Annotated in this window: 15 protein-coding genes; 6 read left to right on the top strand and 9 right to left on the bottom strand. The window is 74.7% G+C overall.

Annotated features, from left to right (window positions below):
- Nucleotides 1-73: 73 nt before the first annotated feature.
- Both ACI1MP_RS09130 and ACI1MP_RS09125 read left to right on the top strand, forming a co-directional pair.
- Nucleotides 74-1,633 (top strand): class I adenylate-forming enzyme family protein, encoded by a 1,560-nt coding sequence (locus ACI1MP_RS09130; protein WP_404868292.1) that lies wholly within the window; start codon nucleotides 74-76, stop codon nucleotides 1,631-1,633.
- Between the two features lie 2 nt (nucleotides 1,634-1,635).
- Nucleotides 1,636-3,096, top strand: a complete 1,461-nt coding sequence (locus tag ACI1MP_RS09125; protein ID WP_404868291.1) for an MFS transporter — start codon at nucleotides 1,636-1,638, stop codon at nucleotides 3,094-3,096.
- Between the two features lie 60 nt (nucleotides 3,097-3,156).
- Here the strand turns inward: ACI1MP_RS09125 and ACI1MP_RS09120 are convergent, their stop codons facing one another.
- From ACI1MP_RS09120 to ACI1MP_RS09085, 8 genes are read right to left on the bottom strand one after another with little or no spacing between them, the layout of a single operon-like run.
- On the bottom strand, nucleotides 3,157-3,903 hold the full coding sequence (locus ACI1MP_RS09120; RefSeq protein WP_229847213.1) for an SDR family NAD(P)-dependent oxidoreductase: 747 nt from the start codon (nucleotides 3,901-3,903) through the stop codon (nucleotides 3,157-3,159).
- Complete coding sequence (locus tag ACI1MP_RS09115; RefSeq protein WP_404868290.1) at nucleotides 3,891-4,889, bottom strand: aromatase/cyclase; 999 nt, start codon at nucleotides 4,887-4,889, stop codon at nucleotides 3,891-3,893. Before ACI1MP_RS09115 ends, ACI1MP_RS09120 begins: the two co-directional genes overlap by 13 nt.
- Before the next feature lie 26 nt (nucleotides 4,890-4,915).
- On the bottom strand, nucleotides 4,916-5,710 hold the full coding sequence (locus ACI1MP_RS09110) for an SDR family NAD(P)-dependent oxidoreductase (RefSeq protein WP_404868289.1): 795 nt from the start codon (nucleotides 5,708-5,710) through the stop codon (nucleotides 4,916-4,918).
- A gap of 60 nt (nucleotides 5,711-5,770) precedes the next feature.
- Nucleotides 5,771-6,817, bottom strand: coding sequence for an acyltransferase domain-containing protein (locus ACI1MP_RS09105; RefSeq protein ID WP_404868288.1), 1,047 nt, complete (start codon nucleotides 6,815-6,817; stop codon nucleotides 5,771-5,773).
- 4 nt (nucleotides 6,818-6,821) lie between these two features.
- Nucleotides 6,822-7,085: an acyl carrier protein gene (locus tag ACI1MP_RS09100; RefSeq protein ID WP_100586138.1), complete on the bottom strand. Its 264-nt coding sequence runs from the start codon at nucleotides 7,083-7,085 to the stop codon at nucleotides 6,822-6,824.
- Nucleotides 7,082-8,320: a ketosynthase chain-length factor gene (locus ACI1MP_RS09095; RefSeq protein ID WP_380342146.1), complete on the bottom strand. Its 1,239-nt coding sequence runs from the start codon at nucleotides 8,318-8,320 to the stop codon at nucleotides 7,082-7,084. Before ACI1MP_RS09095 ends, ACI1MP_RS09100 begins: the two co-directional genes overlap by 4 nt.
- Nucleotides 8,317-9,603: a beta-ketoacyl-[acyl-carrier-protein] synthase family protein gene (locus ACI1MP_RS09090; RefSeq protein ID WP_404868287.1), complete on the bottom strand. Its 1,287-nt coding sequence runs from the start codon at nucleotides 9,601-9,603 to the stop codon at nucleotides 8,317-8,319. The genes ACI1MP_RS09095 and ACI1MP_RS09090 overlap by 4 nt, the downstream gene beginning before the upstream one ends.
- Nucleotides 9,600-10,658 carry a ketoacyl-ACP synthase III family protein gene (locus tag ACI1MP_RS09085; RefSeq protein WP_404868286.1) on the bottom strand — a complete coding sequence of 353 codons (1,059 nt, stop codon included), beginning with the start codon at nucleotides 10,656-10,658 and terminating at the stop codon, nucleotides 9,600-9,602. Before ACI1MP_RS09085 ends, ACI1MP_RS09090 begins: the two co-directional genes overlap by 4 nt.
- A 383-nt stretch (nucleotides 10,659-11,041) precedes the next feature.
- On the opposite strand from ACI1MP_RS09085, the gene ACI1MP_RS09080 reads away from it, so the two are divergent.
- Both ACI1MP_RS09080 and ACI1MP_RS09075 read left to right on the top strand, forming a co-directional pair.
- Nucleotides 11,042-12,280, top strand: a complete 1,239-nt coding sequence (locus ACI1MP_RS09080; RefSeq protein ID WP_380342139.1) for a sensor histidine kinase — start codon at nucleotides 11,042-11,044, stop codon at nucleotides 12,278-12,280.
- A 127-nt stretch (nucleotides 12,281-12,407) separates the two neighbouring features.
- Nucleotides 12,408-12,536, top strand: a complete 129-nt coding sequence (locus ACI1MP_RS09075; protein ID WP_404868285.1) for a hypothetical protein — start codon at nucleotides 12,408-12,410, stop codon at nucleotides 12,534-12,536.
- A 90-nt stretch (nucleotides 12,537-12,626) separates the two neighbouring features.
- On the opposite strand, the gene ACI1MP_RS09070 is transcribed toward ACI1MP_RS09075, so the two are convergent.
- On the bottom strand, nucleotides 12,627-13,250 hold the full coding sequence (locus ACI1MP_RS09070) for a DNA-binding response regulator (RefSeq protein WP_083462206.1): 624 nt from the start codon (nucleotides 13,248-13,250) through the stop codon (nucleotides 12,627-12,629).
- Nucleotides 13,251-13,451: 201 nt separating this feature from the next.
- On the opposite strand from ACI1MP_RS09070, the gene mce reads away from it, so the two are divergent.
- Both mce and ACI1MP_RS09060 read left to right on the top strand, forming a co-directional pair.
- Nucleotides 13,452-13,907 (top strand): methylmalonyl-CoA epimerase, encoded by a 456-nt coding sequence (gene mce, locus ACI1MP_RS09065; protein WP_043910497.1) that lies wholly within the window; start codon nucleotides 13,452-13,454, stop codon nucleotides 13,905-13,907.
- Between the two features lie 367 nt (nucleotides 13,908-14,274).
- Nucleotides 14,275-22,998 carry an SDR family NAD(P)-dependent oxidoreductase gene (locus tag ACI1MP_RS09060; protein ID WP_404868284.1) on the top strand — a complete coding sequence of 2,908 codons (8,724 nt, stop codon included), beginning with the start codon at nucleotides 14,275-14,277 and terminating at the stop codon, nucleotides 22,996-22,998.
- The last annotated feature ends 2 nt before the right edge of the window (nucleotides 22,999-23,000 follow it).

The following is a 23,000-nucleotide window of genomic DNA, read 5'->3' as shown; positions in this document are numbered from 1 at the left end:
CGGTCGAGCGGCTGTCGAGTGGACCGCCCGACGATGACGCGGAGGTCTGTCCCGTGTGCCGCAGGAGGCGAACATGGCCGAAGTCATTGCCCCGTCCGAGACCGCCGCGGCGGTCAGCAGCGGTGGTCCGCTGCCCGACGTCCCGACCGGCACCGCCGACCGGTTGCTCTCCCTGGCCGCCGCCGCCCGCCCGGACGCGCCCGCCGTGATCGTGCCCGGCGGCGAGGAGTTGACCTTCGCGCAGCTGGACGAGCGCGCCGACGCCTACGCCCGGGGCCTGCGACGGCTGTTGGGCGACTCCGGCGCGGTGGTGCTGCTGTCCGCCGCGATGGCGCCCGACTTCGGTGCGCTGTACCACGGCATCATCCGCAGCGGTAACACCGTCGCCCCGGTCAACCCGTTCTATCCGCCGCACCTGCTGAAGCACGTCGCGGCGCTCTCCGGCGCCCGGGCCGCCATCGTCACCCCCGAGGCGCGCGACCGGTTGGCCGCGTTCGGCGGCGAACTGCCGCAGCTGGAGCACCTGTTCACCATCGGCGAGGGCGCCCGGGCGTTGCTGCGCCAGGACGGCGCGCCGGCCGGCGACGGCACCGGGACCGCCTGCCTGCTCTTCACCAGCGGCTCCACCGGCAGCCCCAAGGCCGTCCGGCTGAGCCACCGCAACCTGCTGACCGGCGCCGCCCAGCTGGCCGCCGCGCACGGCCAGGGACCGGACTCGCTGGTGCTCAACGGCCTGCCGATCTACCACCCGATGCACCTCAACGCCTCGCTGCACGCGGGCGCGACCCATGTGCTCTCCGGCCACGACATCGGCGACGCGCTGCGGCACGCCGACGACCACCGGGCCACGCACTTCTACACCCTGCCGTTCCGGCTGGTCGCGGCCGCCAACGCGCCCGAGCCGCCCGGCCCGGCGCCGCGCGCGCTGCGGATGCTCTCCACCGGCGGCGCCCCGCTGCGCCCCGCCGTGCTGCGCAGGCTGGAGGAGCGGATCGGCGCGCCGGTGCTCCAGGGCTACGGCCTGTCCGAGACCTCCTCGCTGGCCACCTCGGACCGGCTGGACACCCGCTGCCCCGGCTCGGTGGGCCGCCCACTGCCCGGCAGCCGGCTGCGCGTGGTCGACCCGCGCACCGGAGTCCCGCTGCCCGCTGGCGAGTTGGGCGAGATCCAGGTCCAGGGCCCGAACGTGATGCAGGGCTACCTGACCACCCCGTCGGCAGTGGACGCCGAGGGCTGGCTCTCCACCAGCGACATCGGCCGACTCGACGCGGCGGGCAACGTGTTCTTCCTGGACCGGGTGCGCGACGTCTTCGAGGCCGCCGACGGCACCCTGGTCTCCCCCGGGCAGATCGAGGCGCTTCTGGACGAGCTGCCCGAGGTGGCCGAGAGCGCCGTGGTCGACGCCCCGGCGGGCGACCGGGTGCGCCCCGTCGCCTACCTGGTGACCCGGGGGCCGGCCGACGCCGCCGACCTGCTCCGCCGCGCCAACTCCGATCTGACGGAGCACCAGCAGCTGCTCCGCGTCCGGCTGGTGGACGCGCTGCCCCGGCTGCCCAACGGAAAGCTCGACCGCTCCACGCTGCGCGGGACGGCCCGCGAATCGGCGACGACCGAAAGGATGGCAACCTCATGAGCATGAGCAGTACCGCGCGCACCTCGCTGGTCACAGGTGTCGTGGTCTTCATGATCTCGCTCGACAACCTGGTGGTGACGACCGCACTGCCGCAGATCCGCGAGCATCTGCACATCGGCATCGACGGCCTGGAATGGACCGTCAACGCCTACACCCTGACCTACGCCGTGCTGCTGCTGACCGCCTCGGCGGTCGCCGAGCGGTTCGGCCGACGGCGCTTCTTCATGATCGGCATCGGCCTGTTCACCCTCGGCTCGCTGCTGGCAGCGCTCTCCTCCGACGTCGCGCTGCTGGTGGCCGGCCGGGCCGTCCAGGGGCTGGGGGCGGCGGTCCTGCTGCCGCTCACCCTGACCCTGGTGGCGGCCGCCTACCCGCCCGAGAAGCGGGCCGCCGCGCTGGGCATCTGGGGCGCCGTCGGCGGACTGGCGGTGGCGCTCGGCCCGCTGGTCGGCGGAATGATCGTCAAATGGGCCTCCTGGCAGTGGATCTTCTGGATCAACGTGCCGATCGGCGTGGCCATGCTGGTGCTCACCCCGCTCCGGCTGAGCGAGCAGCGCGGCGAGCCGCGCCCGCTGGACCTGCCCGGCACGGTGCTGGCCAGCGCCGGCCTGCTCGGCGTGGTGTACGGCCTGATCCGCGGCCCGCAGGCGGGCTGGACGGCCGCCGGCGTGGTGCTGCCGCTGGCCGCCGGCCTGCTGCTGCTCGTCGCCTTCCTCTGGTGGCAGCAGCGCACCCCCCACCCGATGCTGCCGCTGCGGCACTTCCGCAACCGCACCTTCGCCGCCGTCAACGCGGTGTCGCTGCTGATGTACTTCGGCATGTTCGGCTCGATCTTCCTGATCACCCAGTACCTCCAGGACGTGCAGCACGCCGGGCCGCTCGGCGCGGGCGTGCGGCTGCTCTCCTGGACCGGCCTGACCATGATCGGCGCCCCGCTGGGCGCGGTGCTGGCGGGCCGGTACGGCGGGCGGGCGCTGCTCACCGTCGGCCTGGCGCTGCAGGCGGCAGGGTTGGTGTACCTGGCGCTGGTGACCGGCACCGACACCGGCTACCCGGCCCTGGTGCCCGGCTTCGCGCTCAACGGCTTCGGCATGGGCCTGTTCTTCGGGCCCAGCGCGGACGTGGCGCTCGGCGCGGTGGAGCGCTCCGAGGAGGGCATCGCCTCGGGCACCAACAACACGGTCCGCGAGCTCGGCGGGGTCTTCGGCGTCGCGGTGCTCTCCTCGGTCTTCACCGCGTACGGCGGCTACGGCAGTGCCGCCGCGTACGTCGACGGGATGCGTCCGGCGGTCTGGATCGGCGCGGCGGTGGTGGCCGCGGGCGCCGTGGCGGCGCTGTTCGTCGACCGCGACGCCGCCCGGTCGAAGGCACAGAAGGAACCGGAGGCGACGACGGCGGAGGCCGCGCCGGAGGGCCACCCGGTCGGGTACCTGGCGATCGTCGACGAGCGCCCCACGGTGTGACCGCATGACGGAAGGGGGCGCGGACCTGTGGTCCGCGCCCCCTTCCGCATGGCCGGCGGGTCAGTGCCCCATGCCGCCGTCCACCTCGATCACCGCGCCGTTCACGTAGGAGCTCTCCTCGCCGGCCAGGAACGCCGCCACCGCGCCGATCTCCTCGCCGCGGCCCGCGCGGCCGGAGGCGAGCTTCGGCAGGAACTGCCCCCACAGCCGCTCGTTCGCCGCCAGCGCCCTGCCCATGCCCCGGTCGACGACGCCCGGGGCGAGGCAGTTGACGGTGATGCCGTCGGCGGCCACCTCCAGGGCGGTGACCCGGGTGAGCGCCTCCACCGCCGCCTTGGTCGCGCAGTACGCGCCGGCGCCGGGCATCGGCCGGGTGGACAGCGCCGAGGAGAGCGTGATGATCCGGCCCCAGCCGCGCTCCCGCATCAGCGGCACGGCGGCCCGCAGGCAGTGGAAGGTGCCGCTCAGGTTGATCGTCACCGCCTCCGCCCAGGCCTCGGGCGATATCGCGGCCACCGGCCCCGGCGCGTTGACGGCGGCGTTGGCGACCACGATGTCCAGGGCGCCGAACCGGTCGACGGCGGACGCCATCGCCCGCTCCACCGAGTCCGGGTCCCGCACGTCGGTCTTGTGGAAGTGCACCCGGTCGCCGCCCAGCGCCAGCAGCGGTTCGGCGGCGGCCTCGTCCCGGGCGGCGCAGACCACCCGGGCGCCGCGGGCCAGCAGCGCCTCGGCGATCGACTCGCCGAGGCCCCGGTTGGCGCCGGTGACCACGGCGGTGCGGCCGGTCAGGCTCAACGCGTCCACGCCGCCCCCTGCTGCTCGGCGGCCTGCTGAGCGGCCTGCTGGGCGATCTGCTCGGCGAACTCCTTGGCGTGCCGCAGCGTGGTGGTGCTGTTGGCGCCCAGGTTGTGCCGGATGCGGGCGCGGGCGTCGGCCAGGTCGGTGTCCGGGCCGAGCAGCCGGGCCACCCCGTCCACGTCCAGGGTGACGCCGTGCCAGGAGGTGATCCGCACCCCGGCGCCGTGCGGCTCGACCGTCCAGCGCCCGGTGTGCGAGGCCAGTGCGGCAGGCAGCACGGTCTGCTTGTAGACCAGGGTGTGCTGCTCGGGGCGGAGCACCCGCAGCGAGACCGTGGTGTGCTCGGAGCCGTCGGGGGCCCGGGTGACCATCTCCATCCGCTGGACGTCGCCCTGCTCGGTCAGGTCGAGCCGGTCGACGTGCGGCAGCCGCTCCGGCCACAGCTCGGCCCGGGCCAGGAACTCGTAGACCGCCTCGGCCGGCCCCTCGGCGTCCACCGAGTCGGCGAAGGCGAACCGCAGCGGCTCGCCGTCCGGCCCGGGGGTCACGGCGCGGCTCAGCGCCTCCAGTTCGGCGGTGCTGTTGCGCTCCACCGCCTGCCCGATCCAGTCCGCCGCCGCCTCGTCGTCGTCCACGGTGGTCCAGTCGTGCAGCAGGGTGACCTCGGAGCCGCCGTCCGGCGCCGCGTCGACCTGCCACTCGCCGCCCATCGAGGCGACCGGCGGCGAGGAGACCACCTGCCGGAAGGTGATCCGGCGGGCCGCCGGATCCAGCGTGCGGCGCGAGGTCCAGTCCCGGACCTCGCCGTTGGCCAGTGCCCACAGGTGGATCAACTGCTGGTCACTGTACGGTACTTCGGTGACTTCGGCGTGCACGGTCGGGGTGAAGACCTGCGGCCACTGGCCGGCGTCGGCGAGCAGCGCGTAGACCTGGTCGGGATCGGCCGGCACCGTGGTGCGGTGCCGGGTGGTGCGGATGCGTGGTTCAGTCACGGCGAAGCTCCTTGGGGAAGGGTCGGTCAGTAGTTGCCCAGGCCGCCGCAGACGTTGAGCGCCTGCGCGGTGATCGAGGCGGCCGTGCGGGTCGTCAGGTAGCCGACCAGGCCGGCCACCTCCTCGGGGGTGGAGTAGCGGCCGAGCGGGATCTTCGCGTGGAACTTCTCCAGCACCTGCTCCTCGGTGATCCCCCAGTGCGCGGCGTAGCCCTGCCGGACCCGCTCCGCCATCGGGGTCTCCACGTAGCCGGGGCAGACCGCGTTCACGGTGATCCCGCTGCCGGCCAGCTCCAGGCCGAGGGCCTTGGTGAAGCCGACCACTCCGTGCTTGGAGGCGGAGTACGGCGCGGCCAGCATCACGCCCTGCTTGCCGCCGGTGGAGGCGATGCTGATGACGCGTCCGTGCCCGGACTTCCGCATGCCGCCGGTGGTCAGCACCTCGCGGGTGACCCGGAAGACCGCGGTGAGGTTGGTGGCGATCACGTCGTCCCAGAGCTCGTCCGGGAGTTCGGCGGTGATGCCGCCGCCGCCCCGGCCGGCGTTGTTGACCAGGATGTCCAGCGGGCCGTACGCGCCGACCGCGGCCTGCACCAGGGCGCGCACCGCGGCGCCGTCGCGCACGTCGGCGGCGCTGCCCCGGACCTCCAGGCCCCGACTGCGGAGCTTCTCAACGACCGTCGCCACCAGATCGGCGTCCCGGGCGCAGAAGTACACCGGGTGCCCGGCCTCGGCGAGGTGCTCGACGACGGCCAGGCCGATGCCGCTGGTGCCGCCGGTGACCAGGGCGGGCCGGCGTTGGGGGGTGGTCTTCTCGACCATGGTGGGGCTCCCTGAGGTTGGGGTCGGGCTGTCGTCGAAAGCCCTCTGTGGAAAGGGGGTTCAGGCCCGGGCGGCGGCCGGGGCGAGGTCGTCGAGGCCGAGCGGCCGTACCGGGTGGCCCTCCTCGACCAGGGTGCGGACCGCCCGCAGCACGTCCAGGCGGTCCGCCTCGGGCTGCCGGGCCCGGGTGCCGAGCAGCGGCGCCACCGCGCTGCGCCCGCTCGCCACCTCGCGGTGCCGGCGGGCCAGTGCGGTCAGGCCCTGCCCGGGCCCGGCCTCGACCAGCAGGTGCGGGCCGCGGCTCAGCAGCGCGTCCAGGGCCGGGGCGAACAGCACCGGCTCGGCGGGCTGCATCGCCCAGAACACCGGGTCGCAGGCGGAGGCCGGGTCGAGCTCCCCGCCCGTCCGGCCGGAGTAGACCGGTATCCCGGGCGGGGCGAGGCGCACCCCGGCGAACCCGGGCAGCGCGCGGCGGCAGCGGTCGGCCAGCGACGGGCTGTGGAACCCGCTGGTCGCCCTGGCCCGCATGCAGGTGTGGCCGGCCGCCCGCAGCCGCTGCGCGACCTGCTCCAACTGCGGGTCCGGGCCGGCCAGCAGCACCTGCTGCGGCCCGTTGACCGCGCCGACCACCACCTCGGCGGTGAGGTACGGCGCCAGCTGCGCGGGGTTGGCGGCGACCGCGAGCATCCCGCCGGGCGGCGCGTCGGCGATCAGCTCGACCCGCTCGGCGAGCAGCCGGACGGCGTCCGGCAGCGACATCACGCCGGCCAGCACCGCGGCCACCGCCTCGCCGGCGCTGTGCCCGACGAACGCGGCGGGCCGCAGCCCCCAGGCGGTCAGCATCCGGGCGAGCGCGTAGTCCACCGCGAAGATCAGCGGCTGGGCCCGGGACACGTGGTCGAGGTCCACCGCGGGCCGCTCGGCCAGCCAGTCGGCGAGCGCCTGCTCGCCCAGCGGGCCGAGCAGCCCCAGCACCTCCTCGAAGGGCTCGGTGAACGCGGGCACCCGCCCGTACAGGCCGCGCGCCATGTTCGGGTACTGCGAGCCCTGGCCGGGCAGCAGCAGGGCGACCGGGCGCGGCGGCCGCAGTCCGGTGTCGGCGTCCACCGGGTCAGACACCCTCGGCCGACGGCTGCTCCCCGCCGTTGACCACGGTGAGGAACTCCCGGGGCGTCTCCGCCGAGGCGGCGTCGTCGTCCAGCTCGACGCCGAAGTCGCGCTGGATCACGCCGATGGCCTGGAGCAGCGCCAGCGAGTCGTAGCCGAGCTCCGGGAACGGGACGTCGAGGATGTCGCCGGACAGGTCGACGGACTCGTCGGCGCCGGCGTTCTCGCGCAGGATCCGGGTCAGGGTGGGCAGGTCAAGGACGCTCATCGGGCGGTCTCCTCGGAATCGGTGGTGTCGTTGCAGCCGCGCAGGACCAGCGCGGAGTTGAAGCCGCCGTAGCCACGGGCCAGCACCAGTGCGGTGCGCAGCCGGGCCGGGCGCGGCGCCCCGGTGACCAGGTCGATGCGGTGCTCGGCGGCCGGCGCGTCGACCGGCGCGGTCGGCGGGATCAGCCCGTCGCGGATCGCCAGCAGCGCGGTGGCGACGTCCAGCGCGGCGCCGCCGAAGAGCCGCCCGGTCATGCTCTTGGGCACGGTGACCGGCACCCCGTACGGGCCGAACAGCTCGGTCAGGGCGTCGGACTCGATGCGGTCCAGCTCGGGCACGGCCGCGCCGTCGGCGAACACCACGTCCACCTCGTCCGGGCCGATCCCGGCGTCGTCGAGGGCGAGCCGGGCGGTCCGCAGCAGCCCGGGCGGGCGTCCGCTGTCCGGCGCCGGGTCCAGGGTGGCCGCGTACCCGGCGACCTCGCCGTACCGGCGGGCGCCGCGGGCGCGGGCCTGCTCGTCGTCCTCCAGGACCAGGATGGCGCCGCCCTCGCCGGGCACGTAGCCGCCGGCGTCGGAGGCGAACGGCAGGTAGGCGCGGTCCGGGTCGGCCGCGGTGGAGAGCAGCCCGGTGGCGATCTGCGGCGCCCAGCCCCACGGGCAGAGCGCCCCGTCGACCCCGCCGGAGACCACCACGGGCGTGCCGCGGCGGATGTGCCGCCGGGCGTGGCCCAGCGCGTCGATGCCGCCGGCCTGCTCGGTGACCAGCACCCCGCTCGGCCCGCGCAGGCCGTGCCGGATTGAGATCTGGCCGGAGTTGACGGCGTAGAACCAGGCGAACGACTGGTAGGCGCTGACGTGGTCCTTGCCCTGCGACCAGAGCGCCTGCAGCTCGCGCTGGCCGAACTCGACGCCGCCGCCGGAGGCCGCGGTCACCACTCCGGCGCCGTAGCGCGGCAGTTCCTCGGGGCGCAGCCCGGCGTCGGCGATGGCGCCCTCCGCGGCGAACAGCGCCAGCCGGGTCATCCGGTCGGTCTGCGGCAGCAGCCGGCTGGGCAGGTGCTCCGCGGCCTCGAAGTCCGGTATCTCGCCCGCCACCCGGGACGGGTAGGAGGACGCGTCGAACCGGGTGAGCGGGCGCAGTCCGCCGCGGCCGGCCAGCGCGGCCCGCCAGTAGGCGTCGGTCCCGAGGCCGTTGGGGGCGGCCACCCCGATACCGGTGACGACGGCGGTCATGGCATTCTCCGATCCGGGCGGGCCAGCACCATGGCGCTCTGGAAGCCGCCGAAACCGCTGCCGACGCTGAGCACCGCGTCGGTGCGCTGCACCCGGGCCTGGAGCGGCACGTAGTCCAGGTCGCAGTCCGGGTCCGGCTCGTGCAGGTTGGCGGTGGGCGGCACCGTGCTGTGCTCCATCGCCAGCGCGCAGGCGGCGATCTCCAACGCGCCGATGGCGCCCAGCGAGTGGCCGATCATCGACTTGATCGAGCTGACGGGGGTGCGGTAGGCGTGCTCGCCCAGGCTGACCTTGAACGCCGCGGTCTCGTGACGGTCGTTCATCTTGGTGCTGGAGCCGTGCGCGTTGATGTAGTCCAGGCTGTCGGGGCCGAGCCGGGCCTCGTCCATGGCGGCGGTGATCGCCGCGGCCATCTCGACGCCGTCCGCCTTCAGACCGGTCATGTGGTAGGCGTTGCAGCGCGAGGCGAAGCCGGCGATCTCGGCGTAGATCCGGGCGCCGCGGCGCCGGGCGTGCTCCAGCTCCTCCAGCATCAGCACCGCCGAACCCTCGCCCAGCACCAGGCCGTTGCGGGTCCGGTCGAACGGCCGGGAGGCGTGCTCCGGGTCGTCGTTGCGGGGAGTGGTGGCGTGGATCGCGTCGAAGCAGGCCGAGGTGATCGGCGAGATCGGCGCCTCGGTGGCGCCGGCCACCATCACGTCGACGGAGCCCTCCCGGATCAGCTCGGCCGCGTGGCCGAGCGCGTCCAGACCGGAGGTGCAGCCGGTGGAGACCACTGCGGCCGGGCCCTCGGCGCCGGCCAGCCGGGCCACCTCCACCGCCATCGAGCTGGGCACGAAGTGGCGGTACAGGTCGCGGACCGCGTAACCGTGGTCGACCTCCCAGTGCCGGCCGCCGTCGCTGACCACCACGTACTCCTGCTCCAGGCTGGTGGTGCAGCCGACCGCGCAGCCCAGCGTGGTGCCGATCCGGCCGGGGTCGAGCGCCGCCACGGCCAGTCCGCTGTCGGCCAGCGCCTCGCGCGCCGCGACCACCGCGAACTGCGCGGCCCGGTCCAGGCGGCGGATCTCCTGCGGGCTCAGGCCCTCGCGGACGGGGTCGAAGTCGACCTCGGCGGCGACCCGGGAGCGGAACGGCGAGGGGTCGTAGTGGGTGATGGTGCGGGTGGCGGAGCGGCCGGCGGTGAGCAGCTCCCAGTACGCCTTGATCCCGATTCCCCCGGGGGCCACCGCCCCCAGGCCGGTGATCACCACCCGCCGGTCGGGCGTTCTCTGTCTCGTCACGCTGCTTCCGTGCCCTTTCCGCTCGGGCGCGGCGGCCCGAGCACCTCGATGACCGCGCACGACCAGGTGAAGCCGGCGCCGATGCCGACCAGCAGCACCAGTTGGCCGGGCCGCAGCGCACCACTGCGCCGCAGGTGGTCCAGGCCCGCGAACTGGTCCCCGGCGCCCAGGTGGCCGACGGCGCGGCTCCACGGCCAGGTGGACCGTTCCGGGTCGATGCCGAACGGTGTGAAGAAGGCCGCCTCCAGCCGTCGCCGGCCCAGGTGCGGCAGAACGAACCAGTCGATGTCGGCGAGCTTGTTGCCCGCCTCGTCCAGCGCCGTCTCCAGGGCCCGGCGCTGCCCGGCCGAGACCAGCGCGGTGCACCGGCCGACCCCGGTGCGGGAGACGAAGGCGCGCTTGGTGGTCTCCATGTCGACCACCGGGCGGTGCGCGAAGGGGGCGGCGCCGAACGGGTCGTCACCGCGGTGCATGCCCTCCAGCTCCGGGGCGGAGACCGTGGCCAGCGAGCGCAGCCGGGCGAAGCCGTCGCGGTTGGACAGCAGCAGCGCGGAGCCGCCGTCGGCGTAGTGGGTGCCCGGGTCGCCGTTCCAGCGGTCGAACCCGGGCGCCTCGAACCGGTCGCCGGCGGTGAGCAGCGCGTGCCTCCGCCCGGGCGTGGCGGCCAGGTAGCCGGCGGCCAGCTCCAGCGCGGCCATCCCGCCGTTGGAGAGCTGGCGGATCTCGACGGCCGGGCACGGCACGCAGCCCGGCGCGTCGGCCAGCACCTCGCGCTGGACGTAGGAGGCCGGCGCCCACAGGTCGTGGCCCTGGTAGTAGACGGTGGCGTGCAGCAGCAGGTCGAGCCCGGGCGAACCGGCCTCGGCGAACGCCCGGCGCGCGGCCCGGGCCGCCAGTTCGGGGCCCGACGGGCCGTCGGACACGGTCACCGCCAGGGCCTCGGTGCGGTCGGCGATCCGCCCGTCCAGCCGCCCGGCCGCGACGGCGGCCCGGACGTCCTGCGCGGGCGGCAGCTCGGTCGCGCCTCCCGCGATGAAGATCTCCGGGTATCTCACGCCCAGACCTCCCCCGTTCTTGAGCAGTGCGGTCGTCACCCGTCGCGGTCGTCACGCGTCGTGGTGGTCATGCGTCGTGGTGGTCACGCGTCGTGGTCGTCGGGCAGGCCGTCGGGGTGCCCGACGACCCGCGCCCGGAACGATCCGTCGGACGGGCTCTCACCTCGCGCCGCGACGGCTCCGCCATGGTGCGCACGAAACCTCGAACCCGACTGGATTCCCGTCGGAGCCCGTCGACCACCGGTGACCGGCGACCGCCGACGGCCGCTTGACGCGGTGATCGCCGAGGGGGGTGGACTGCCAGGTAAGCGGGCCTATGCTTCGTCCGGAGAGTCTCAAGATCGAATGGGACGTCAGGCTGCTGCGGGACACATGGGGGACCGTTGACCGGACGCACTCGACACACCGGGCCGACCGGCCGCCACCACGAGGACGAGCGGGCCTCCGGCGGGCGGCGGCTGCCCGACGATTTGGACGGGGCGGCCGGACCGTCCGCGCTGCTGGCCCGACTGATGGGCGGGGTCCCGCCGCGCCGACTGGCGCCGGCGCTGCTCGCCGTCATCATGGCCGGCTTCGTCGCGCAGAGCATGGTCGACATCTGCATCGGCATCTCCGGATCGCTCCGGCTGACCGGCCTGATGGTCGACTTCCTGCTGATCGCCGGGCTCCAGGTGGTGCACTGCCTGCCGTGCGCGGCGGGCCTGCGCCGGCGGTTCGGCCACTGGACGCTGGCGTTACAGGCGGCGCTCGCCTTCGCGCCGCTCTACCTGGCGCACTGGAACACCGGCGCGATGATGGGCTTCGCCGGTGCGTCGGTGCTGCTCGTACTGGCCGGGCGGGACGCCTGGATCGGGTACGGCGTCTTCCTGCTGGTGCTGGCGCCGACCGGGCCGGTCCTCGGCATGCCCGCGGCCGGGTCGGTCTACCTGGTGGTGGCCAACCTGCTCTCCTCGCTGGTGCTCTACGGCATCACCAGGCTGGTGGAGCTGGTCGACCGGCTGTACGAGGCGCGCTCCGCGATGGCCGCCATGGCGGTCGAACGGGAGCGCCAGCGGTTCGCCCGCGACCTGCACGACCTGCTCGGCTACAGCCTCTCCACCATCACGGTGAAGTGCGAGCTGACCTCCGCGCTGGTCCGGGTCCGGCCCGAGCAGGCGCTCTCCGAGCTCACCGACGTGCTGGCGATCTCCCGCCAGGCGCTGGCCGACGTGCGCACGGTCGCCCGCGGCTACCGGGAGATGTCACTGCTCACCGAGATCGAGTCGGCCCGCGGGGTGCTGGCGGCGGGCGGCATCCGGGCACAGGTGGACGTCTCGGCGCCGGCGCCGTCGGGCGAGGCGAACACCGTGCTGGCCACCGTGCTGCGGGAGAGCGTCACCAACCTGCTGCGACACAGCAAGGCCGAGGTCTGCCGGATCGAGTTCACCACCGAGGGCCCCAACCTCCGCCTGCTGGTGGCCAACGACGGGGTGCACACCGAGCGCATCGGCACCCGGGAACGCGGCACCGGCCTGGCCAACCTGGCCGACCGGATCGCCGGCGTGGGCGGCCTGCTGGAGGTCGGCGCCATCGAGGGCACCGACTGGTTCCGGCTGGCCGTCCAGGTGCCCGCGCAGTACTAGGGCGGACCGCAGAGGCCGCCTGTGTGCTGCCGCATACGTGAATCCGACCGCAAGCTGTACGAGAACGACCTTCGTCCGAACCAGAGTCGGAACGTCAGCATGAACCTCGGCGGTGACATCCTCGACGGTGACCGACATCGACGGCAAGGTCCGGGTCCACTCCGGCGCCACCAACGGCAACGTCTTCGAGAAGTCCGCCATCCCGGGCCAGCCCTGGTCCGTGATGTGGAGCCTGGGCGGCAACTTCCCCGCCTGATTGCCGGTCACCCCGGCAACCGGCCTGGTCGGCCGGGATGTTCTCGGCCCCGGCCGGTCCGGCAGATCCTGCCGGGCCGGCCTTCGGCGATCAGTGACCGTGGTGGTCGAGCCAGCCTGCCTCGCGGGCGATCCGGACGGCGTCCACCCGGTTGCGTGCGTTGAGCTTCATCACCGCTGCTGTGAGGTAGTTGCGGACGGTGCGGACCGAGAGGAAGAGCCGGTCGGCGATCTCGTCGGCCTCCGCGCCGTGTCCGGCCTGTCGCAGCACCTCGGTCTCGCGCTGGGTCAGCGGGTTCTCGGCCCCGGCGTCGAAGGCGGAGAGCGCGAGCTGCGGGTCGACCACCCGTTCCCCGGCCGCCACCGCCCGGATCGCCTCGCTGAGTTGACGCGGCGGCACGTCCTTGAGGATGAATCCGGAGACCTTGCACTCCAGGGCGCGGCGCAGGGTGCCGGGCCGGCCGAGGCTGGTCAGGATGAGCGCGCGGCACTCGGGGAGCTGGTCGTGCAGCTGCGCGGCGGCGCTCAGGCCGTCCAGGCCGGGCAGGTCGACGTCGATGACCGCCACGTCGGGTCGCACGCGCAGCGCCTCGGACACGATCTGGTCGCCCCTGGCGAGCTCGGCGACCACCTCCAGGTCGTCCTCCAGGTTGAGCAGGGCGACGAGCGCGCCGCGGAGCATGGACATGTCCTCGGCGAGCAGAATCCGGATCACGCGCGTCCTCCCCGGCCCTGAGCGGGCTCCGACCTTACCGACCTCGCCCTCAGGGTACGAGATCTTGGGCCGTCCGGAGTCCGGGTCGCCGCAGAACCGCTTGAGCGCCGCTTGAGTCGGCCTGGAGAATGCCTTGACAATTCCTGGTGAATTCCCCGGTGGGCCTGTTCACCCGGGCATTCTCTGACTTACTCTCGACGCATGACGGACACTCTAGCAATGGCGGGAACGTCAATCGGCCTGCGCCGTATCGACCACGTCGGTATCGCGGTCCCCGACCTCGACGAGGCCATCGACCGGTACCAGCGCGTCTTCGGAATGCAGTGTGTGCACGTGGAGGAGAATGTCGAGCAGGGCGTGCGCGAGGCCATGCTCGCGGTCGACCCGCTGGACGCCGAGGGCAGCCGCATCCAGCTGCTCGCCCCGCTCTCCCCGGACTCCGTCATCGGGCGCTTCATCGGCAAGTCGGGCCCCGGGCTGCAGCAGCTGGCCTACACCGTGACCGACCTGGACGCGGCCTGCGACGAGCTGCGGATCCGTGGCGTGCGGCTCCTCTACGACACTCCGCAGCGCGGCACCGCGGGCTCCCGGGTCAACTTCGTCTTCCCCAAGGACGCCGGCGGCGTGCTGGTGGAGCTGGTCGAGACGGCCTGCTGACCCCGGCACCTCCTGTACCTCCTGCACCATCCGCAACACCTGCACCAATCCCATCCCCCCACGCGAGGCCCCGGGCGACTGCCGCCCGGGGCCTCGTCGTTTCCGCAGGTGGAGGTGGATCCGCCGGAGTGCTGAGCCGCTCCGGCCGTCCTCGTCCCACCAGATGTTGATCACCCCGACCGCGTCTCAACCTTTTGGTTGAGTTTTCGGCCCGACTGAATCAAACGGACGACGCAAAAAGGTTCGACCGTTATGCCGAAGACACCCGACAAAGTCCGCCCATAAGCTGCGGGCGCCGAGGAGCGGGAATTTTTCTGACAACCCTCCGTAGGCGGCAAGTCGGCAACCCGAATTCCTGGAGCGAAAGATGGCGAAGGCCGGGCACCGCAGCGAGTACACAACACTCGTCGACCACTACCGGGCGGTTTTCCTCGAGCACCCTGAGGACCGGACGTACCGGTTCCTGCCGGACGGGGAGGGCGCCCCGTTCTGCCTGACCAACGCCGAGCTCGACCAGCGGGCCCGCGCGCTCGCCGTGCTGCTGCGCGAACGGGTGGGGGCCGGTGAGCGGGCGTTGATCGTCTGCCCGCCCGGGCTGGACTACGTCGTGTCGTACTACGCCTGCCTGTACGCGGGGGTGATCGCGGTGCCGGTCTACCCGCCGGATCCGACCCTGCTCAAGCGCACCCTGCCCCGGCTGGTCGGGGTGGTGGAGGACGCCAGGCCGAAGGCGGTGCTGGCCCCGGCCTCGGTGACCGCGACGGCGGACCAGTTCGCGGCGTACGTCCCGTCGTTCGCCGAGCTGCTCTGGGTCAGCGTGGACGAGATCGACCTGACCGCGGCCGACTCCTGGCAGCGGCCCGACATCACCGGCGACTCCCTCGCCTTCCTGCAGTACACCTCCGGCTCCACCAGCAGCCCCAAGGGCGTGATGGTCGGTCACGCCAACCTGGTGCACAACCTGGCGGCGCTCAACCGCCGCTTCTTCGACGCCACCCCGGACGACCACATGGTCATCTGGCTGCCGCCGTACCACGACATGGGCCTGATCGCCGGTCTGCTGGCGCCCGCCTTCGGCAACTACCCGGTCACCTTCATGCCGCCGTTCGCCTTCCTGAAGCGCCCGTTGCGCTGGCTGGAGGCGATCTCGACGGCCGGCGGCACGCTCAGCGGCGCCCCCAACTTCGCCTACGACCTGTGCGTGGCCAAGAGCACCGAGGAGGAGCGGGCCGCGCTCGACCTCAGCAACTGGCGCGTCACCCTGAACGGCGCCGAGCCGGTTCGGCTGGAGAGCATGGACCGGTTCGCCCGGGCCTTCGCGACGTCCGGGTTCCGCCGCCGGGCCTTCATGCCCGGCTACGGGCTGGCCGAGGCCACCCTCGCCGTCACCGGCGGGCACCTCGGCGAGCGGGGGGCGGTGCGCAGGCTGCAGGCCACCGCGCTCGCCGAGCAGGCCACCGCGGTGGACGCGGTGGACGGCGAGGAGTTCCGCACCGTCGTCGGCTGCGGCCCGTCGCTGGAGGACCAGCAGCTGGCCATCGTCGACCCGGTGACCCGGCGCCGGCTGCCGGACGGCAAGGTCGGCGAGATCTGGCTGGCCGGTCCGAGCATGGCGCACGGCTACTGGGCGCGCCCGCAGGAGACCGAGAACATCTTCCGGGCCACCATCGACGACACCGGCGAGGGTCCGTTCCTGCGCACCGGCGACCTGGGCTTCCTGGACGGCACCGAGCTCTACGTGGCCGGCCGCGCCAAGGACCTGATCATCATCGACGGCCTCAACCACTACCCGCAGGACATCGAGCGCTCCATCGAGTCGGTGGACCCGGGGCTGCGCCAGGGCTGCGGCATCGCCGGAACCCGCGAGATCGACGGCGCCGAGCGGCTGATCATCGTGCACGAGGTGGGCGGCAGGCCGCAGGACCTGGACGCCGAGGCCGTCTTCGCCGCGATCCGGGCCCGGGTCGCCGAGGTGCACGGCATCCCCGTGCACACCATCGCCCTGGTGCGGCGCGGCGGGGTGCCCAAGACCTCCAGTGGCAAGCTGCAGCGCTCGCTCTGCCTGGACACCTACCTGGCCGGCAGCATGCGCCCGCTCGCCGTCTGGACCGCGGACGGCAACGTGCCCAAGGCCGCCGAGCCCGCTGCCGAGCCCGTCACCGCCGCCGAGCCCGTCGTCGAGGACGCGCCGCAGGCCCCCGGCGCCCAGGAGATCGAGGCCTGGCTGACCGAGCGGCTGGCCCGCACCCTGGACTGCGACCCGGCCGGCATCGACCGCACGGCGCCGATCGCCGGGCTGGGCATGCGCTCGGTCGACCTGGTCTCGCTGATCGGCGAGCTGGAGCGCCACCTGGGCCGCACCCTCTCGGCCACCCTCGCCTGGGCCTACCCGACCGTCGAGGCGCTCGCCGCGCACCTGGCCGGCGCCGAGCCCGCGGCGGTCGGGGCCCCGCAGGCCCCCGAGCCCGCAGAGCCCGCCGAGCCCGCGTCCGTCCCGGCGTTCCTGACCCCCGCCGCCACCGCCGAGTACGCCGCCGAGCCGATGGCCGTGGTCGGCATCGGCTGCCGCTTCCCCGGCGGCGCCAACGGCCCCGAGGGCTTCTGGCAGCTGCTCACCGAGGGCCGTGACGCCGTCACCGAGGTGCCCGAGGACCGCTGGAAGCTCGCCGACTACGCCACCGACGACCCCGCCGAGCCGGGCCGCACCACCAGCCGCTGGGGCGGCTTCCTGGACGACGTGCACGGTTTCGACGCGCAGTTCTTCGGCATCTCCTCGGCCGAGGCCGCCCGGATGGACCCGCAGCAGCGGCTGCTGGCCGAGGTCGCCTGGGAGGCGCTGGAGGACGCCGGCCTGCCCGCCGAGCAGCTGGCCGGCACCGCCACCGGGGTCTTCGTCGGCATCTCCAGCTTCGACCACGGTGTGCAGAACTTCCACGAGATCGAGAAGATCGACGCCTACACCGGCACCGGCAGCGCGCTGAGCATCGCCGCCAACCGGCTCTCCTACCTGTTCGACCTGCGCGGTCCCAGCATGGCCGTGGACACCGCCTGCTCGTCCTCGCTGGTCGCCGTCCACCAGGCCGCCGCCGCGCTGGCCTCCGGCGAGTGCACGCTGGCGCTGGCCGCGGGCGTCAACCTGATCCTCTCCCCGGCGCTGGCCGTCAACTTCTCCAAGGCCGGGGCGATGGCCTCGGACGGCCGTTGCAAGGCGTTCGACGCCCGCGCCGACGGCTACGTCCGGGCCGAGGGCTGCGGCGTGGTGGTGCTCAAGCCGCTCGGCCGGGCGCTCGCCGACAAGGACCGGATCTACGCCGTGGTGCGCGGCAGCGCCGTCAACCAGGACGGGCGCAGCAACGGCATCATGGCCCCCAACCCGCTCGCCCAGGAGGCGGTGCTGCGCGCCGCCTACGACGCGGCCCGGGTCCGCCCCGAGCAGGTGCAGTACGTCGAGGCGCACGGCACCGGCACCCTGCTCGGCGACCCGATCGAGGCCCAGGCGCTGTCCGCCGTGCTCTGCGCGGACCGCGCCCCGGAGCAGCCGATGCTGATCGGCTCGGTCAAGTCCAACCTCGGCCACATGGAGGCCGCGGCCGGCATCGGCGGCCTGATCAAGGCCGCGCTGGCGCTCAGCCACCGCTCGATCCCGGCCAGCCTGCACTTCGAGACCCCCAACCCGCACATCCCGTTCCGGGAGCTGGCGCTGCGGGTGGTCGACCGGGCGCAGCCCTGGCCCGTCACCGCCGGCCCGGCGCTGGCCGGCGTCAGCTCCTTCGGCTTCGGCGGCACCAACGCGCACCTGGTGCTGGAGGAGGGGCCGCGCACCCGTCCGGCCGCGCCGGCCGCCGGCGACGCGGCCGCCGTCCGGCCGCTGCTGCTGTCGGCCCGCGACCCGCAGGCGCTGACCGCGCTCGCCGAGCGCTACCGCGAGCTGCTGGACCGCGCGGACGGCGCGCCGCTGACCGCCACCGCCGCCACCGCCGCGCTGCGCCGCACCCAGCACCCCGAGCACCGCCTCGCCGTGCTGGGCAGCACCGTCGAGGAGTGGCAGGCCGGGCTGGCCGCGTTCCTGGCCGGCGAGGAGCACCCCGCACTGCTGCACGGCAGCCGGGTGCTCGGCCGCACCTCGCGCACCGCGTTCGTGTTCTGCGGCCAGGGGCCGCGCTGGTGGCCGGTGGCCGCCGACCTGATGGACGAGCCGGTGTTCCGCGCCGTCCTGGAGCGCTGCGACGAACTGCTGCGCCCGCACACCAACTGGTCGCTGCTGGCCCAACTCGCCGCCGGGCAGCAGGAGTCCAGGCTCACCGACACCGCCGTCGGCCAGCCCGCGCTGTGCGCCGTGCAGATCGCGCTGGCCACCCAGTGGCAGGCCTGGGGCGTGCGGCCGGACACCGTGGTCGGCCACAGCGTCGGCGAGATCGCCGCCGCGCACGTCGCCGGGGCGCTCACCCTGCAGGAGGCGCTGCTGGTGGCGCTGCACCGCGGCCGGGTGCTGCACTCGGCGGTCGGCCGGGGCCGGATGGCCGTGGTCGGCGTCGGCTTCGACGAGGCCGAGCGGCTGGTGGCCGGCTCCGGCCTGGCCCGGGTCTGGGTCGCCGGGGCGAACGGCCCGCAGTCCGCGGTGCTGTCCGGCGACGGCGCCGAGATCGAGGAGCTGGCCGCCCGCCTGACCGCGGACGGGCTGTTCTGCCGGGTGCTGGAGTCGGTCGAGTTCCCCTCGCACTGCCCGCTGATGGACCAGCCCGCCGACGACCTGCGCCGCCTGCTGGAGGGCCTGGCGCCGCGCCCGACCAAGGTGCCGTTCCTGTCCACCGTGCACGGCCGGCTGCTGGACGGCGCCGAGCTGGACGCCGCCTACTGGGGCGCCAACCTGCGCAGCCCCGTGCTGTTCGACCAGGCGGTGTCCGCGCTGGTGGAGTCCGGCCACGGCGCGTTCGTCGAGGTCGGCCCGCACCCGACGCTGCTCGGCCCGATCGCGGACCGGCTCGGCGCGGACGGCGCCGACGGCGTCGCGGTCGGCTCGCTGCGCCGCGACGAGCCCGGCCGCCCCGCGCTGCTCGCCGCGCTGTCCCAACTGCACTGCGCCGGTCACCCGGTGGACTGGAGCCGGCTGCTCCCCGTGGGCGGCCCCAACCTGACGCTGCCGTCCTACCCCTGGCAGCACCAGCAGAGCCGGCTCACCGACGGCCCGGCGGTCCGCCGCCGCACCGCCGGCGGCCACCCGCTGCGCGAGACCGCGCTGCGTTCCGCCGTCGAGCCCCGCACCCTGCACTGGAGCGCCACCGTGGACCGGGCCGGCTTCGGCTGGCTGGCGGACCACCAGGTCGGCGGCACCGCCGTGCTGCCCGCCGCGCTGCTGCTGGACGCCGCGCTGGCCGCCGCCCGGGAGGCGCTGGGCGAGCAGCGGGTGACGCTGGAGAACGTCGCGCTCACCGCCATGAACGTGCTGCCCGACGAGGCGGCCGACGCCACCTGGCAGTTGGTGCTGCAGCCCGGCGCCGGGAACACCGGCTCCTTCCGCCAGCTGTCCGGGCCGACCGGCGGGGCCGCGGCGGACGGCGGCTGGACCGAGGCCGCCACGGGCCGCTACCGGGCCGCCGACGAGGCCGCGCCGGCCCCCGTCGACCTGGCCGAACTGCGGGCCCGCTGCGCCGAGCCGGTCGAGGCCGAGGGCCTCTACCGGGCGATGGAGCGCGCCGGGATCGGCTACGGCCCCGCCTTCCAGGGCGTGCGCACGCTGCGGCGCGGCACCGGCGAGGCGCTCGCCGAGCTGCGCGACGCGGTGGAGCTCACCGGCGAGAGCGCCGCCCACCTGGTCCACCCCGCCGTCCTGGACAGCTGCCTGCAGGCGCTGGCCGCCGCGCTGGACGGCGCCCTGGACGGCACCGCCACCCATCTCCCGGTCGGCGTCGGCTCGTTCACCCTGCACACCGCCCGCGCCGTGCCGGCCTGGGCGCACGCGGTGCGCGGCACCGCCGAGCCGGACGGCTTCGCCGGCTGCCGGGTGGAGCTGCTGGCCGCCGACGGCACCGTCCTCGGCACCCTGGACGGCATCACCCTGCAACGCCTCGGCGGCGCCGCGGACACCGAGCCGGGAGCGGAGGCCCTGCTCGACCTCGCCTGGCAGCCGGCCGACGCCCCCGCGCCCGCCGAGGGCGTCGAGCCGGGCGGTTGGTGGCTGCTGCTCGCCGACCAAGGCGGCACCGCCGACGCGCTCGCCGCCGAACTGCGTTCCCGCGGCGCCCAGGTGGTCACCGCCACCGCCGGCGAGCGGGCCGAACGACTCGGCCCGGACGCCCACCGGCTGCCGCCGCTGGCCCCCGACGCCCTGCCCGGGCTCCTCGCCGAGCTGCGCGACTCCCGCCCCGGCAGCTGCCTCGGCGTGCTGAGCGCCTGGGCGCTGGACGCGCCCGAGCCGGAGGCGGACGGCGGCGAGCACCTGCTGTGGACCGGGCAGGACGCGGCCACCGCCGCCGCCCTGCACGCCGTGCAGGCGCTGGCCGGCGCCGGCTTCGCCGCCCCGCCCCGGTTGGCGCTGCTCACCCGCGGCGCCCAGCACGTCCCGGGCGACGGGCCGGCCGTCGCGCTCGCCCAGGCCCCGCTGTGGGGTCTGGCCCGGGTGGCCGTCCTGGAGCACGCCGAGCTGCGGCCGCTCGTCGTCGACCTGGACCCGGCGACCGCTCCGGGCTCGGCCGTCGAGGCGGCGCTGCTGGCCGACCGGCTGCTCGCCGAGTCCGGCCCCGCCCAGCTGGCGGTGCGCGGCGGGACCTGCCTGACGCCCCGTCTGGAGCCGCGCCGCGCGGTGGACGGCGGCGCCTGGCACCGCCGTCGCTACGACCGGGCCCGGGACACCAACCTGCGGGTGCTGGCCGAGCGGCCGGGCATCCTGGAGAGCCTGGTGCCGACCGTGTGGCGGCGCACCGCGCCGGGCCCCGGCCAGGTGGAGATCGAGGTGGCCGCCGCCGGCCTGAACTTCAACGACCTGCTGAAGGCGATGGGCGACTGCCCGGGCGTGCCGAGCGGTGTGGTGCCGCTGGGCGGCGAGTGCGCCGGCCGGGTGGCAGCGGTCGGCGAGGGCGTGGACGACCTGCGGGTCGGCGACCCGGTGATGGCGGTGGCCGGCTCCACCATGGCCGAGTTCACCACCACCGGCCGCCACCTGGTGGTGCCCCGCCCCGAGGGACTGACCGACGAGCAGGCGGCCGGGGTGCCGATCGCCTTCCTCACCGCCGTGTACGGCCTGGAGTACCTGGGCCGGCTGGCGCCGGGCGAGAAGGTGCTGATCCACTCCGCCGCGGGCGGCGTCGGGCTGGCCGCGATCCAGGTGGCCAAGCGCTGCGGCGCCGAGGTGTTCGCCACGGCCGGCACCGAGGAGAAGCGCGAACTGCTGCGCTCGCTCGGCGTGGCGCACGTGCTGGACTCCCGTTCGCTGGAGTTCGCCGACCGGATCGCGGCCGTCACCGGCGGGCGCGGCGTCGACGTGGTGCTCAACTCGCTGGCCGGCGAGGCGCTCGCCCGCAGCATGGAACTGCTCGCCCCGGGCGGACGGTTCGTGGAGATCGGCAAGCGCGACGTCTACGGCGACACCCCGCTCGGGATGCGTCTGCTCAAGGACAACCGGTCGTTCTTCGCCGTCGACCTGGAGTACTCGTTCGCCGAACAGCCCGCCCTGGTGCGGCACTTGTTCGCCGAGGTGGCCGAGGGCTTCGCCCGGGGCGAGTTCGGCGCGCTGCCGGTGACCGCCTTCGGCTACGGCGAGGCGGCCAAGGCCTTCTCCTTCATGGCCAAGGCCAGGCACACCGGCAAGATCGTGCTGCGGCCCGAGGCGCAGACGCAGGTCGCGGTCCGCGCGGACCTGCCGCCGGTCGGCCCCGGCGCCGGCTACCTGGTCACCGGCGGTCTCGGCGGCCTGGGTCTGGCCACCGCGCGCTACCTGGCCGACCAGGGCGCCCGCCACCTGGTGCTGGTCGGCCGCTCCGCCCCGTCCGCCGAGGCCGAGGCCGCGATCGCGGAGCTGCGGGAGCGCGGGGTGTCCGTGCTGGTGCGCCCGGTGGACGTCTCGCAGCGCGCCGAGGTGGACGCGCTGCTCGCCGAGGTGGACGCCGAACTGCCGCCGCTGGGCGGTGTGGTGCACACCGCCGGTGTGCTGGACGACGGCCTGCTGCTCCAGCTGGACCAGCAGCGCTTCCAGGCGGTCGCCCGGCCGAAGGCGGCCGGTGCCTGGCACCTGCACGAGGCCACCCGGGAACGGGAGCTGGACTTCTTCGTCCTCTACTCCTCGGCCGCCGCGCTGCTCGGCTCCGCCAGCCAGGCCAACTACGCCGCCGCCAACGCGTTCCTGGACGGACTGGCGCTGCACCGCCGCTCCCAGGGCCTGCCCGCGCTGAGCATCGCCTGGGGCCCGTGGTCCGAGGTGGGTCTGGCCGCCCGGCCCGACCGCGGGGGCGCGCTGTCCACCCGCGGTGTGCTCAGCCTGAGCCCGGCCGACGGCATCGCCGCGTTCGACCGGCTGATGCGCACCACCGACCCGCTGGCCTGTGTGCTGCCGCTGGACCGGGAGCGCCTCGCCGAGGCCGCGGCCGGCGGCCTGCTGCCCGCGCTGCTGCTCGACCTGGTCGCCGACCGGACGGGCGCGGCCGCCGGGGCCGGCTCCCGGCAGGCGTCCGGCGAACTGCGCGGTCGGCTGCTGGCCGTGGAGCCGGGCCGGCGCCGCCGGACCCTGCTGGTGCGGCACTGTGTCGACCAGGCCGCCAAGGTGCTGGGCCTGGAGCCGTCGCTGGTCGACCCGGCGGCGCCGCTGGTCGGCCTCGGATTCGACTCGCTGATGTCCCTGGAGCTGCGCAAGCGCCTGGAGGCATCCACCGGCACCGACCTGCCGGCCACTCTCACCTGGCGCTTCCCCTCGATCGAGGTGATGGTGCCGTTCCTCGCGGAGCAGATGGAGATCGCGTTGGAGGCCGCCGTCGAGCAACCGGTGCAGGCCGCCGCCGAGTCGGTCGCCGAGGCCGAGCTCGACGAGCTGTCCATCGAGGACCTCGAAGCCCTCCTCGCCGCCAAGTCCGCACAGTTCGAGCAGATTCACGAAGGGCGTTGACC

It is taken from the genome of Kitasatospora griseola, from assembly GCF_044999035.1.
Lineage (GTDB): Bacteria > Actinomycetota > Actinomycetes > Streptomycetales > Streptomycetaceae > Kitasatospora > Kitasatospora griseola.
Note: the sequence above shows the minus strand (reverse complement) of the source record. Positions and strands in the feature narration are given on the sequence as shown.